The organism is Sorangium sp. So ce204, assembly GCF_051526795.1.
GTDB classification, from domain to species: domain Bacteria; phylum Myxococcota_A; class Polyangia; order Polyangiales; family Polyangiaceae; genus Sorangium; species Sorangium cellulosum_B.
Map to the genome: position 1 here is coordinate 1,908,240 of NZ_CP150317.1, position 12,564 is coordinate 1,920,803.

Consider the following 12,564-nt stretch of genomic DNA (forward strand, 5'->3'; position numbering starts at 1 on the left):
CGTGGATCCCGAAATCGAGACCAGCATGAGCTACAAGCGCAAAGGAATGCGCCCCGGGGATCCGTATCCCCTCGGCGCGACATGGGACGGCGCTGGAACGCAGTTCGCCCTCTTCTCGGAGAACGCCGAGGCGGTGGACCTGTGCCTCGTCGACGACGAGGGGAACGAGCAACGCCTGCCGGTCCGTCACCGCACCTCCCTCGTCTGGCACGTCTACGTGCCGGAGGTCGGACCGGGGCAGAAATACGCGTATCGCGTGCACGGCCCGTGGGCGCCGGAGCGGGGGTTGCGCTTCAACCCGCGGGTGCGCCTGCTCGATCCGTACGCGAAGGCGCTCGCCTCGCGGGTCCAGTGGGACGCGGGCGCGTTCGCCCACCGGAGCGGTGAGCCCGACGGCGACCTCGCCATGGCCGAGGGGGAGGCGCTCGGCGCCCCGCTCGGCGTCGTCATCGACCCGTCCTTCGACTGGGGCGGAGACCGGCGCCCGTACGTGCCGTTCCACCGCAGCGTCATCTACGAGGCGCACGTCCGCGGCATGACGATGCAGCACCCGGAGATCCCGGAGGAGCTCCGCGGGACCTACCTTGGCATCGCCCACCCGGCCATCATCGGATACCTGCGGTATCTCGGCATCACGGCCATCGAGCTCCTGCCCGTGCACGCCTTCGTTCACGAGAAATTCCTGCTCGACAAGGGGCTCCGGAACTACTGGGGATACCACTCGATAGGCTTCTTCGCGCCGGACGTCGGGTACCGCACCGGCGCCGAGGTGGCGTCGGAGGTGCGGCAGTTCAAGGAGATGGTGAAGGCGCTCCACGCCGCCGGCATCGAGGTCATCCTCGACGTCGTCTACAACCACACGGCGGAGGGCAACCACCTGGGCCCGACGCTGAGCCTGCGCGGCATCGACAACCCGACCTACTACCGCCTCGTCCCTGGCAACGAGCGCTATTATTTCGACACCACGGGCACGGGGAACACCCTCAACGTGCGTCACCCGCAGACGCTCCAGCTGATCATGGACTCCTTGCGGTACTGGGTCCTCGAGATGCACGTGGACGGGTTCCGCTTCGACCTCGCGGCGGCGCTGGCGCGCGGCCTCCACGACGTCGACCAGCTCTCGAGCTTCTTCACGATCATCCACCAGGACCCGGTGCTCAGCCAGGTGAAGCTCATCGCCGAGCCCTGGGACGTGGGCCCCGGCGGCTACCAGGTGGGCAATTTCCCGGTGCGCTGGGCCGAGTGGAACGGTCGTTATCGGGACACGCTGCGCGACTTCTGGCGCGGCTCGGGCGGCATCGCCTCCGATCTCGGGTTCCGGCTCACGGGGAGCAGCGATCTCTACGAGAACAGCGGGCGAAAGCCGTACACGAGCATCAACTTCGTCACGGCCCACGACGGCTTCACCCTGGCGGATCTCGTCTCGTACAACGAGAAGCACAACGAGGCGAACGGGGAGGGGGGCTGCGACGGCGCCGACGACAACCGCTCGTGGAACTGCGGCGTCGAGGGGCCGACCGACGACCCCGAGATCCTGAAGCTGCGGGCGCGGCAGATGCGGAACATCATGGCGTCGCTCCTGTTCTCGCAGGGGACTCCGATGCTCCTCCACGGGGACGAGCGGGGGCGCACGCAGGAGGGGAACAACAACGGGTACTGCCAGGACAGCCCGCTCACGTGGCAGCCGTGGGGCTGGGACGAGCCGTCGCGGGCGCTCCTGGAGTTCACGCGCAAATGCCTCCGCATCCGGCACGAGCACCCGGCGCTCAGGCGCTCGATCTTCTTCAAGGGGCGCCCGATCCGCGGCGGCAAGACCTACGATATCCAGTGGTATCGCCCGGACGGAGAGCTGATGACCGACGAGGACTGGTCGAACCCGTGCACGCAGTGCCTCGGCGTGTTCCTGTCGGGGGAGGGGCTCGACGACGTGGACGAGGAGGGCGATCGGCTGATCGACGACGACTTCGTCCTGCTGCTCAACGCATCGCCGTGCGACCTGGGCTTCCTCCTGCCCTTCGCCGATGATCCCAGGCCGTGGCAGCTCCTCGTGGACACCCAGGACGACGCCGCCGTCGAGACGCGGAGAGGCGGGGAAGAGACGGCGCTGACGTCGCGCTCGCTCAAGCTCTTCCTCCGCGGCCGGCGCGGCACCTAGAGCGGGGGCGCTCAGAACGCGTTGAAGGCGCCGAGGAAGAGCGGGGGGCCGGCGAACGCGGCGTCGAGGAGGGCGGCCGCCTTGGCGCTGCCCACCACGAAGCCCTGGCTCAGGAGAGCGCGCGCCGAGGAGGCGCCGAAATAGATCTGCGTGAGCCGCTCGATGGAGAGCGAGAGGCGATCGCCCGCGGTGCTGCCGGGCGCCGTCTGGACGCCGCGCGCCGCGAAGGTGACGTCGAAGGCGCGCGGCGCGTCCGTGAACACCGGGTCCTCGACGTCGACGCCGATGGCGCCCCGGATGCCGTGCTTCCGCGGCGACGGGTGAAGCGCGAGCGCGGCGGCGACGTCGACGATGCGCCCCATCGCGCCCGCCGCCGTCAGGCCGAGGACGCTGCGGCGCTGCGCCGTGTGCGCGGGCGGGCACAGGCCGGGGTGCCGGGCCGCCGTCTCGTACACGATCGGCTCGTCGCGGATGCCGGGCTCGTCGAGCAGCGGCGCGCCCTGGCCGCGCGGGAGCGCCAGCTCCACGACCTCGTACTGATCGCCGAGCGCGCCGAGGAAGCCGATGAGCCCGCGGTAAGCGCCCGGCGTCGGCGCGTGGAGCTCGCGGACGAGCAGCTGCTGGGCGCCGTAGGCGCCGCCCTCCGGGACGTCGAAGAACAGGTAGCCGGCGATCGCCTTGGAGCCCGGATCCACGTAGACGGCGCCGCTCGGAGAGCGCTTGAAGACGCGCACGTCCCACCAGTAGTCGCTCCGCTTCAGCTGCCCCGTCGTCTCGGCCCGCGCGACGTCGTAGGCCTGCTTGATGAGCGGCTCGTCCCGCGGGCGGGAGAAGGCCCGCACGTGGCGGCGTAGCACCGAGTCCGGGAGCCGATCGGGGGAGGTGCGCACGACGTCCCGGAGCTCGCAGACGCCGAAGCCGAACCGCCGGTAGAACGAGAGCCGGAAAGGGTGGAGCAGCGTGAGCGCCTCGCCCCGGCGGCGCATGCGGCGGAGGCTCTCGCGGACGAGCCGATCCGCGATGCCGCGGCGGCGGAACTCCGGCAGCACCGCCACGGACGAGAGGCCCTGGAACGGCACGTCCGCGCCCGCGAAGCTCATCGTCAGGTCGAGCGAGGCGACGTACCCGACGAGCTGGCCGTCGGTCTCCGCGACGATCACGTTGTCGAGCGCGAGGTGCGCGTGCTCGGTGAAATACCGCAGCCACGCCTCTGGATCACCCGCCTGGAACGCGCGGTAGGCGACCGTCGCGAGGGTGCCCTCCTCGCCCTTGCGGGCGCTGCGAAACACGAGCTCATGGTTGGAACGGCTCGGGGTGCGGGTGCGCGCCATGCCGGTCAATCTACCCTGGGAAGCGCGCTCCCTGGGCCCGGCGGCCCGGCGGCGGCCCGGCGAAGCGCTTCGGACATCTCCTCGGCCGATCCGAAGCGGCCGGAGGGCTCACGGGCAAGCGCCTTGACGAACCACGCGTCGAGGGCGGGCGTGATCTCGGCGCAACGCTGGCTCGGCGGCGAGAAGGTGCCGAGCCGGATGGCGCCGAGGAGGGCCTCGATCCCCTTCTGCTCGAACGGCGGCGCGCCGGTGAGCGCGTGGTACGCCATGATGCCCACGGACCAGAGATCCGAGCGGCCGTCGACCAGCTTCGGGTTGAAGAACTGCTCCGGGCTCATATAAACGAGGCTGCCGACCACCGCGCCCGTGTTCGTCAGCGTGGTCCCATCCGGGTCGACATCCCCCCTGGCCACCCCGAAATCGAGCAGCTTGACGCAGATGCCTCCGCCGGTGTCGGCGAGGAAGACGTGCTCTGGCGTGATGTCCCGGTGAATGACGCCGAGCTTGTGGGCCGCGGTGAGCCCCGTGCAGAGCTGCGCGACGAGCGCGAGCGTCTCCTCCAGGGGGAGGCGCCCGGCGCGCGCGAGCCGGTCGGACAGCTCCTCGCCCCGCAGCAGCTCCATCACGATGTACGAGAGGCCGTTGGCGGCGACGCCGTGCTCGTACACCTCGGCGACGTGAGGGCTCTTGATCCTCGCCATGAGCGCGCCTTCGCGGTGGAACCGGGCGACCGCGGTCGCGTCGGTCGCGAGCGACGCAGAGATGAACTTGACGGCGACCTCCTTGCCCAGCCCGAGGTGATGCGCCGTCCAGATGCTGCCGACGCCTCCCATCCGGAGGAGGGTGTCGAGCGTCAGGTGCGGCGCTACGTGGGATCCAGGCTCAAGCCGCATAGCAGTCAGTATGAATGATGCTCGCACCGGTGCACGTCTCTCTGGTCTCCGTCCACCGGGTCACCGGGCGGGCCACCGGGCGGGCGGCCGGCTCAATACAGGCCATCGGGTGGTCGCCCATCGGACATGAACTTCTTGGCCACGGCCGCGATCCGGCGCGCGGAGAGCTCCGGCCGGACGGGGACGACGTGGGTGAGCAGCGCCGCGAGGTACGCGCCGTCGGGCCGAGGATCGGACGACTCGAGCCGCTCCAGCGCCTCGAGCGTCTTCACGGCGTGCGCCGTGAAGATGGGCCTCACCGCGGCGTCGAACGCGGCGAAGGGGGCGAGCTCGGCGAACGCGCGCCGGCGACCCGCGGCGTCGAGCTCCCGCGCGATCGCGAGCGCCGCGCCGACGTCGCGCGCCTCCACCGCCTGGAGCAGCCCGCCGCCTCGCGCGCGGGTAGTCGTAGCCGTCGTCGCAGCGGACGCGCGCGGCGCGGCGGCGTCCGCCTTGCGGAGCTTGCCGACGAAGCCGGCCGCGAGCACCGCGAGCTGCGCGGCCTCGCGCGGGAGGGCCTCGCGCCCGAGCGCCGCCGCCGCCTCCGCGAAGGTGACGGCGTGGGTGACGTCGAGCACCCCGACCTCGGCGTCGAGGCGCGCTTCCCAGGCCGAGTCGAAGCGCGCGAGGCGGACGGCGGCGGCGTGGCCGATCGCGCCGAGCAGCGCGAGCGGCCCGGCGCCGCGCGCGAGCCAGCGCACGGTCGCCTCGACCGCCGGCTGCTCTCCCGCGAGCACCTCGGCCTCGAAGGCGGCGCGCTCCGCGCCCTCGAGCGGCGCGGCGTCCGGGCGCGTGGCCGCCGCGGCGCTGTCGGGGCCGGGCAGGGGCAGATCGGCGAGGCGCGCGAGCGCGGCGCGCGTGGCGGCGAAGGGGGGCAGGCTTGTGTCGGCGGTCGCCCAGGCGAGCTGCACCGTCGAGGCGGCGAGGACCTCGTCGGCGGCGGACGAGAACCGCTCGGCCAGCTCGAGCGCCTTCGCGAGGAAGATGGCGCCGTGCCCGTAGTCGTACAGGTGCTGCGAGACGAAGGGCATGAGCGCGCGGCGCGCGCCGGCCGTGCCGCGGATCTCGACGAGCTCGCGCATCCGCGCCTCGGCCTCGTCGCGGCGCTCCGCCGCGAGCGCCTCGCTCACCTTCGCCGGCTCGTCGAGCTCGAAGTCGGCGATGCGCGCGAGGGGCGAGCGGGCCCCCACCCTGCCGGGGCCCTTGCCGCGGGGGCCCAGCCGGGCCGACGCCTCGCCGATCGCGTGGGCGGCGACAACGAACGCCTCCTCGGCGGGGATCCTGCCGCGCTCGACCCAGGCGCAGAGATCCGCGAGCAGGGCGAGGCCGTGGTCGAAGCCGTACTCGGCGCGCTCGGCCCCGTCCCTGGCGAGCACCTCGAACGCGAGGTGCAGGCTGCCGAGGCCGGTCTCCCCCCGGTGGAGCCCGAGCGCGCCCAGCCGGAGGCCCTCGCGCAGGGCGCGCGCCGGCTCGTCGCGCAGGATCGCCTCGCGCAGGCCGGCGACGAGGCGCCGCACCTCGGCCGCTGTGTCGACGGCCCGGTTGAGCTGCACGCGCCCGCCGTCGATGCGGGTGGCGTAGCGCCGCACGGGCTCGCCGCCGAACGTGCAGGCGCCCGAGGCGAGCTCGAACTTCCAGTTGTGCCACGCGCAGGTCAGCACGCCGCCGCGCAGCGCGCCCTGCGAGAGCGGGTAACCCTGGTGCGGGCAGCGATCGTCGAGCGCGTGGACCTCGCCGCCCCGGAGGACGCAGGCGAAGCGCCGCCCCGCGTCGTCCTTGCGCAGCACGGGCACCTCCGCCGGAAATTCGGAGAGGGGGCCCAGATCGATCCAGTCCGATTTCATGGCTTCTCCGCGCGGCGGCGCGCGCCGCGGCGGGTACGCGGCGCGCGTCGTGAGAGCGACGCGCATCGTAGCCGAGAGCGGGGCGGGGAGGGGCCGCGAACACGGGGCCGCCGCGAAAAGTTCCCTGTCCGGGACCGCGCCGCTCGCTCACCCCTTCACGCAGAGGACCTGCCGCAGCTCGGCGACGACCTCCACGAGATCGCGCTGGTCTTCCATGACGCGCTCGATCGGCTTGTAGGCGGAGGGGATCTCGTCGAGGACACCGCCATCCTTGCGGCACTCGACCCCGGCCGTCTGCGCGGCCAGGTCGTCGACCGTGAAGCGCCGCTTCGCCTCGCCGCGGCTCATCTTGCGCCCCGCGCCATGCGAGGCGCTCTCGAACGCCTCGGGGTTGCCGAGGCCGCGCACGATGTACGAGCGCGTGCCCATCGAGCCGGGGATGATGCCGAGCTCGCCCTTGCCCGCCCGGATCGCGCCCTTGCGCGTCACCAGCACGTCTTCGCCGAAATGACACTCTTCTGCCACGTAGTTGTGATGGCAGGTGATGGCTTCCTGGATCGCGAGCTCGGGGAAGTGCCGGCGCAGCACGCCCTCGGCGAGGTGGAACATGGCCTCGCGGTTCGTCCGCGCGTACCGCTGCGCCCAGAAGAGGTCGTGCCGGTAGGCCTTCATCTCCGGGGTGCCGGCGAGGAACACCGCGAGATCGCGATCGGGCAGGTCGCGGTTGTGGGCGAGCTTCTTCGCCGTGGCGATGTGGATCTCGGCGAGCTCCTTGCCGATGTTGCGAGAGCCGGAGTGGAGCATCAGCCACACGCCGTCGTCCGTGTCGAGGCAGAGCTCGATGAAGTGGTTGCCGCCCCCCAGCGTGCCGAGCTGACAGCGCGCCCGCGTGAACAGCCCCTGGACCTTCGGGCTCAGGCCCGCGAACTCGTCCCAGAGCGCGAGGCGCTCGAACCCCGCCGGCGGGGCGTCGTGGGCCGCGAACCCGACGGGGATCGCGCGCTCGAGGTCGCCGCGGATCCGCCGGAGGTCGTCGGGCAGATCGGCCGCGGTGAGGTTCGTGCGGAGCGCGCCCATCCCGCAGCCGATGTCGACGCCGACGGCGGCCGGCGCGACAGCGTCCCGCATCGCGATGACCGAGCCGACGGTCGCGCCCTTGCCGAAGTGGACGTCGGGCATGGCGGCGACGTGGTGGAACACCCAGGGCAGGGCGCTGATGTTCCGCAGCTGCTCCAGCGCGATCTCCTCGACCTCGTCCGGCCGGGTCCACAGCTTGATGTCCACGTTCTTGCCCTTGATCTGCGCGGGTCCCATGCGGGCAGAGTAGCGCGCGGCGCACGCAGGCGAACAGCGAGGGGCGCATGCGGGCGAATCGCGAGGCGCGCGTGCGAGCGATCGCGAGGGGCGCGGCTACCCCGTTCGGCCTTGCGGGGCCTCTGGGTTCTTGATACGCGTCGAAATCGCTGCTTCCGGGGTCCTTGTTCATGCCGTCTGCTCGCGCGCTCTCCATCGCAACCCTGGCGGCCTTCGCCGCTCTGTCGTGTGGGGCCACGAGCGGTTGTGATGGCTGCAAGCCGAGCGAGGACCCTGCGGCCGGGAAGCCCGCCGCGGCGGCTTCCGCGACGGCCAGCGCCGCGGAAGGTGCGGCACGTCGACGACGCGTCCTGCCCGCCGGCGACGACCGCTTCGCGGCCCAGATCGCGGCGAACCTACCCCGGGTGCCCGATCCAGCGATCCAGGCCCCGGAGGGCGGGGGCGCGGGCGCCGAGCTCGACAATGGCGCCTTCCGCGATCGCGCCATCGCCTTCGTCCGCCAGGTGATGGCGGGCGGCGACAGGGTGACGTGCGATCTCGCCCTCTCGTCCAAACGCCCCTTCCGCGCTGTCGTGATGGGCTTTCAGGAGGGGAGGCAGATCGCCCGCGGGGAGGCGTCGGACGCGGGGCTCTGCGTCGCGCTGAAGGACGCCGCGCGCAGGGCCGTGGCCGCGGCGGGCGGCGCGGCGGCGATGACGAGCGCGCTCGCGGGCGCGCGGCTGGTCGTGGAGCTCCCGGATCATCACGCGTCGATGGTGGAGAGCGTCGAGCGCCCGGGGAAGGGCGTCGAGCTCGTCGAGGGGCTCGTGCCGGTGCGCGTCCTCGACAAGCCGCTCCTCGCGCGGCGCATCGAGGATGGCAAAGGCTATCTCCTGCGCGTCATCGATCCGCGGCACAAGGGGGTTCACAAGTACTACCACGCCCCCGCGGACCGGTTCGAGCGCGAGCTGCACACGATCTACACCGCGTCCACGGCGCTGACGCTGCTGAAGCTGCACGCCCACAAGCCCGACGAGCGCCTGCTGCGGCTGGCGACGGAGGCCGCCGGCTTCATGATGGGCATGCAGAGCCGCGAGGCGCGCGATCGCACGGCCGGCGGCTTCTTCTATGCGTTCGACCTGGAGCGCGAGCGGCCCGAGCGCCGGCTGGTCGTCGGCACGGCGTCGAAGTCGATCTTCACGCTCCTCGAGCTCCACGGCGTCACGAAGGACAAGAGGTACCTCGAGTCCGCCGTGCTCGCGGCCGAGTGGCTGATCTCGATGCAGCGGCCGGACGGCAGCGTGCGATCGGCCCTGACCGGGCAGGAGGGCGGGGCGTGGAAGGTCCAGGGCAAGGACTCGACGCTCTACACGGGGCAGGTCCTCTCGGCCCTGTCGCGCACCTACCGGGCCACGAACAACAAGAAGTACCTCGACGCCGCGGCCCGGACCGCGGACCACCTGCTCGCCAGGATCGCGGAGAAGGGGTGTTTCCTCGGCGACGATTACAGGAAGCCCAACCCGATCTCGAGCTCGTGGGCGGTCCAGTCGCTGCTCGACTTCGCGAAGGCCGGCGGCGACCAGCGCGTCGAGCAGACCGTCTTCCGCTGCGCCGACGACCTCGTGAAGCGGCAGTGGCGCAGGCCCGAGGACGCCTACCGCTACGGACGCTGGCAGCGCTCGCTGTCGAGCAGCGGGAGCGGCTGGCTCGCCGAGGTGATGTCGGAGGTGTACCACCATTGCCGGAAGAAGGGCATGGAGGGCTGCGATCGGTACAAGGACGCGGTGGTCGCCGCGATCCGGTTGCTCTTGCAGTACACGTACGGTCCGGACAGCTCGTTCGTGGTGAAGAACCCGCAGGCGGCCGCCGGCGGGGTGTTCTGGAGCGTCAGGGACCGTTATGTGCGCACCGACTCGGTGTGCCACGCGATGAATGCGTACCTCAACATGATCGACGAGCTCGGCGACGGCCCGCTGCTCACGCTGCCCGAGCGGCCCCTCGCCGAGCGGATGGCGCTCGCGGCGGAGGCGCCGGGCGCGGCGGACGCGGGGCTCCCCGAGGACGAGGGCGAGGAGGCCGCCGCGGGGCAGCCCGGGCCGAAGGGCGAGGACGCGGACGACTGAAACGCATTGACGTTGTTCCAGGAGAACTCCCCATGGCTCAGGTGAAGATCTACGGAATCAAGGAGAAGCTCAATCCGGTGAAGGAGGCCCTGTCGAGGGTGATCCACGCCTGCGTCATGGAGGCGCTGCAGATGCCGCAGGACAAGCGGGCGCATCGCTTCTTCCCGATGGAGCGCGAGGACATGCTGGCGCCGGGCGGGCGCACCGACGCCTACACGATCATCGAGATCTCGATGATGACCGGGCGCAGCGTGGAGACGAAGAAGAAGCTCGTGCGGCTCCTGTTCGACAAGATCCGGGACGAGGTCGGGATCGACCACCAGGACATCGAGATCTGTATCTCGGAGTCGCCCGCCCACGACTGGGGGTTTCGCGGGATGCACGGCGACGAGGTCAAGCTGAACTACAAGGTCAATCTCTAGCGTCCGGGCGCCGGCGCGGCTCCGGCGGTCAGCGCGGCAGCACGGCCACGATGCGCAGCGGCCCGCCGGAGCCGGCGCGGATCTTCATCGGGAGCGCGATGACGAGCGCGCCTCGCGGGGGGAGCGACTCCATCGAGGCGACGTTCTCGAACGCCGGGATATCCGCCCCGAGCAGCGCCCGATGCGCCATGAAGGTCCTCGATGGGCCGTGATCGATGCTCGCCGTGTCGATGCCCACCGCCCCCACGTTCCGCTCGATGAGCGCCCGCGCGGCGTCCTCGCCGATCCCCGGAAAATGCAGCGCCTCGGCGTGGCCAGGTCGATCGTCGCCGAGGTAACGCTTCCTGTCAGGCCAGCGCGCGCCCCAGCCCGTCCGGATCATCACGATGGTGCGCGGCTCGATGGCGCCGTGCGCCCGCTCGAACGCCTCGATGTCCGCCGGGGTCACGAGGTAGTCGCTGTCCCTGGCCGCGGCGGCCGACACGTCGACCACCACCGCGGAGCCCACGAGGCGGGACAGGGGCACGGCGTCCGCGGTCGATTTGCCCTCGGCGAAGTGAATGGGCGCGTCGAGGTGCGTGCCGCCATGCTCGGGCGCGCAGAGCGTGTACGCCGAGTAGAAGTAGCCGCCCTCGGTCTTGCCGTGGTGCACCGTGCCGTGGGTGAATCCCGTCGTCGCCGTGGGCCAGTAGATGGTCTTGTCGTCGAAGGGATAGGTCAGGTCGACGAGCCGCGCGCCCTCGGGCAGGCGGATGTCGCTCGCGCCAGCTCCTCCAGGCGTGTTGCCCCGCGCTCCCGCCTGCTCCGCCGCGCAGCCCGCCGAGAGCGCGGCGAGCACGAGTATCGTCGTGATCAACGTTCGCATCGAGCCCCTCCTGGCCGGCCATGCGACCGGCCGCCGGAGATGATTCTGTCACCGGCCTCGCGCCGGGGCATCGATCCTGAGGTCGCGCGCGGGAGAGCAACGCGGGCAGGACTCGGCTGGGTCGACAGCCAGGTCACGAACATCGAGCGTCGCCTGGACAAGGCCATTCGTTTGCGGATCGACGGCGAGCCGCGCGTGCTGCACGTCGAGTTCTGCTTCGCGCTCCGCGACGACGTTCCGGATCGCGTCTTCGAGTACCTCGGATTCCTCTTCGCCGCGCTCCGCCTCGATGCCCACAGGGAGGCGGTGCCGCCAATCGAGAGCGTCGCCGTGGTCCTGTCGGGCCGCAGGCGGCGACTGCCGACGATCTGCTGAAGGAGCTCGTCATGATGGTGGAGGACAAGGAAGAGGGGCTGCTCCGGCGCACGCCGATCATCGGGGAAATGATCATCGAGGCCGAGCGACGCGGCGAGGAGCGCGGGGAGCGACGCGGCGAGGAGCGAGGCAAGCAGCAGGCGATCGCGGAGCTGCTCGGCCGGCTCTTCGCCCGGCGGCTCGGGCGGCGACCGACGGCCGAGGAAGAGCGCTCGATCATCGAGCGAGCCCGCGCCATCGGTCCGGGCGAGGTCGAGGATGCCTTGCTCGATCTGGAGGCCGACGCGCTGGTGCGCTGGCTCGCGGAGCCGCTCCGCACGTCGTGAGCTCCGCGGGAGGACGGCTCTCCGCGCGCGTGATCGCAGCGATTCGACCCAGGTAGGCGCAGCCGCCGCACAGCAGCCGCAGCGGCGTGGCCCGGATCGGGAGCGACCGTCGACCCGAGCGGCCCGGTCATCCGCGCGGGCGGCGGTCAGCCGCTCCGGCGGGGCGCCCGCTTCTTGGCTCCGGCGTGCGGCGGGCTCCTGGGCTCCCTCGGTCGCGGCGCCCCTTCGAGCTCCGCTTCAAGCCCCTTGAGGATCAGCGCCAGTCCATACCGGAACCGCGCGTCCGTGTCGGTGCTCAGGAGGTGCGGGAGCGCCGCCGCGAGGTGCGGGTAAGCTCCTCGCTCCACCGCCTCGCGGAAGAGCGCTGGATCCGCCTTGCCAGGGTCTGCTCCCGGGCGGATCACGAGGGCCTGCTCCTCGAGGGTGAAGCCGATCACGTAGTACACGATCGACCAGCACCCCCACGCCGCGGCGCGCGGGGAGAGACCGGCGTCGCTCAAGGCGCCGAGCAGCACCTCCGAGACCCGCAGCGTGTTGTCCTGCGCGACGTAGGTCCCCGCGAACACCCGCGCCCCATCGCGGTGCGCGAGGAGCGCCCTGCGGAGCCGCTCGGCCATGTCCGCCGCGAGCTCCATCCCCGAGAGCGCTGCCGGCACGCTCTCCGCGCAGCCCGCCAGCATGGCCTCCGCCATCGCGTCGAGCAGCTCCTCCTTGTTCTTGATGTGCCAGTAGAGCGTCGCCGCCTGGACATCCAGCTCCTGCCCGAGCCGGCGCATCGTCAGCGCGTCGAGCCCGACGTCGTTCAAGAGGCGCAGCGCCGTCGCGACGACCTGCTCACGTCGTAGCCGCATCGCTGGCCCTTCCCTCGTTCGCGCCCGGAAGTCGAAGCACGGCCTTG

The 12,564-nt window shown here is 71.7% G+C and carries 11 protein-coding genes; 5 read left to right on the forward strand and 6 right to left on the reverse strand.

What is annotated here, in order from left to right:
* Positions 1-25: 25 nt before the first annotated feature.
* Complete coding sequence (gene glgX, locus WMF22_RS07120; RefSeq protein WP_438035273.1) at positions 26-2,155, forward strand: glycogen debranching protein GlgX; 2,130 nt, start codon at positions 26-28, stop codon at positions 2,153-2,155.
* An 11-nt stretch (positions 2,156-2,166) separates the two neighbouring features.
* On the opposite strand, the gene WMF22_RS07125 is transcribed toward glgX, so the two are convergent.
* From WMF22_RS07125 to WMF22_RS07140, 4 genes are all read right to left on the reverse strand, one after another.
* Positions 2,167-3,486 carry a GNAT family N-acetyltransferase gene (locus WMF22_RS07125; RefSeq protein ID WP_437298362.1) on the reverse strand — a complete coding sequence of 440 codons (1,320 nt, stop codon included), beginning with the start codon at positions 3,484-3,486 and terminating at the stop codon, positions 2,167-2,169.
* 5 nt (positions 3,487-3,491) lie between these two features.
* Positions 3,492-4,379, reverse strand: coding sequence for a serine/threonine-protein kinase (locus WMF22_RS07130; RefSeq protein WP_438035274.1), 888 nt, complete (start codon positions 4,377-4,379; stop codon positions 3,492-3,494).
* A gap of 92 nt (positions 4,380-4,471) precedes the next feature.
* The gene (locus WMF22_RS07135; RefSeq protein WP_438035275.1) at positions 4,472-6,262 is read right to left on the reverse strand and encodes a Rieske 2Fe-2S domain-containing protein; all 1,791 of its coding nucleotides are present in this window, start codon (positions 6,260-6,262) and stop codon (positions 4,472-4,474) included.
* 147 nt (positions 6,263-6,409) lie between these two features.
* Entirely contained in the window at positions 6,410-7,576 is a 1,167-nt protein-coding gene (locus tag WMF22_RS07140; protein ID WP_437298365.1) for an RtcB family protein, read from the reverse strand.
* Between the two features lie 170 nt (positions 7,577-7,746).
* Between WMF22_RS07140 and WMF22_RS07145 the strand changes: the two genes are divergently transcribed.
* A complete protein-coding gene (locus WMF22_RS07145) occupies positions 7,747-9,678 on the forward strand; it encodes a D-glucuronyl C5-epimerase family protein (RefSeq protein ID WP_437298366.1) in 1,932 nt (643 codons plus the stop codon).
* Positions 9,679-9,710: 32 nt separating this feature from the next.
* Complete coding sequence (locus WMF22_RS07150) at positions 9,711-10,100, forward strand: tautomerase family protein (protein WP_438035276.1); 390 nt, start codon at positions 9,711-9,713, stop codon at positions 10,098-10,100.
* Between the two features lie 28 nt (positions 10,101-10,128).
* Here the strand turns inward: WMF22_RS07150 and WMF22_RS07155 are convergent, their stop codons facing one another.
* Positions 10,129-10,965: a cyclase family protein gene (locus WMF22_RS07155; protein WP_437298368.1), complete on the reverse strand. Its 837-nt coding sequence runs from the start codon at positions 10,963-10,965 to the stop codon at positions 10,129-10,131.
* Between the two features lie 39 nt (positions 10,966-11,004).
* Between WMF22_RS07155 and WMF22_RS07160 the strand changes: the two genes are divergently transcribed.
* Both WMF22_RS07160 and WMF22_RS07165 read left to right on the forward strand, forming a co-directional pair.
* Entirely contained in the window at positions 11,005-11,340 is a 336-nt protein-coding gene (locus WMF22_RS07160; RefSeq protein ID WP_437298369.1) for a hypothetical protein, read from the forward strand.
* 11 nt (positions 11,341-11,351) lie between these two features.
* Entirely contained in the window at positions 11,352-11,666 is a 315-nt protein-coding gene (locus tag WMF22_RS07165) for a hypothetical protein (protein ID WP_437298370.1), read from the forward strand.
* 146 nt (positions 11,667-11,812) lie between these two features.
* On the opposite strand, the gene WMF22_RS07170 is transcribed toward WMF22_RS07165, so the two are convergent.
* Positions 11,813-12,517, reverse strand: coding sequence for a TetR/AcrR family transcriptional regulator C-terminal domain-containing protein (locus tag WMF22_RS07170; RefSeq protein WP_437298371.1), 705 nt, complete (start codon positions 12,515-12,517; stop codon positions 11,813-11,815).
* Positions 12,518-12,564 lie beyond the last annotated feature (47 nt).

Bases quoted from the DNA above. Each gene is read 5' to 3' on its own strand.
- glgX (WP_438035273.1), top strand. From the start codon at position 26: ATGAGCTACAAGCGCAAAGGAATGCGCCCCGGGGATCCGTATCCCCTC.
- WMF22_RS07125 (WP_437298362.1), bottom strand. From the start codon at position 3,486: ATGGCGCGCACCCGCACCCCGAGCCGTTCCAACCATGAGCTCGTGTTT.
- WMF22_RS07130 (WP_438035274.1), bottom strand. From the start codon at position 4,379: ATGCGGCTTGAGCCTGGATCCCACGTAGCGCCGCACCTGACGCTCGAC.
- WMF22_RS07135 (WP_438035275.1), bottom strand. From the start codon at position 6,262: ATGAAATCGGACTGGATCGATCTGGGCCCCCTCTCCGAATTTCCGGCG.
- WMF22_RS07140 (WP_437298365.1), bottom strand. From the start codon at position 7,576: ATGGGACCCGCGCAGATCAAGGGCAAGAACGTGGACATCAAGCTGTGG.
- WMF22_RS07145 (WP_437298366.1), top strand. From the start codon at position 7,747: ATGCCGTCTGCTCGCGCGCTCTCCATCGCAACCCTGGCGGCCTTCGCC.
- WMF22_RS07150 (WP_438035276.1), top strand. From the start codon at position 9,711: ATGGCTCAGGTGAAGATCTACGGAATCAAGGAGAAGCTCAATCCGGTG.
- WMF22_RS07155 (WP_437298368.1), bottom strand. From the start codon at position 10,965: ATGCGAACGTTGATCACGACGATACTCGTGCTCGCCGCGCTCTCGGCG.
- WMF22_RS07160 (WP_437298369.1), top strand. From the start codon at position 11,005: ATGATTCTGTCACCGGCCTCGCGCCGGGGCATCGATCCTGAGGTCGCG.
- WMF22_RS07165 (WP_437298370.1), top strand. From the start codon at position 11,352: ATGATGGTGGAGGACAAGGAAGAGGGGCTGCTCCGGCGCACGCCGATC.
- WMF22_RS07170 (WP_437298371.1), bottom strand. From the start codon at position 12,517: ATGCGGCTACGACGTGAGCAGGTCGTCGCGACGGCGCTGCGCCTCTTG.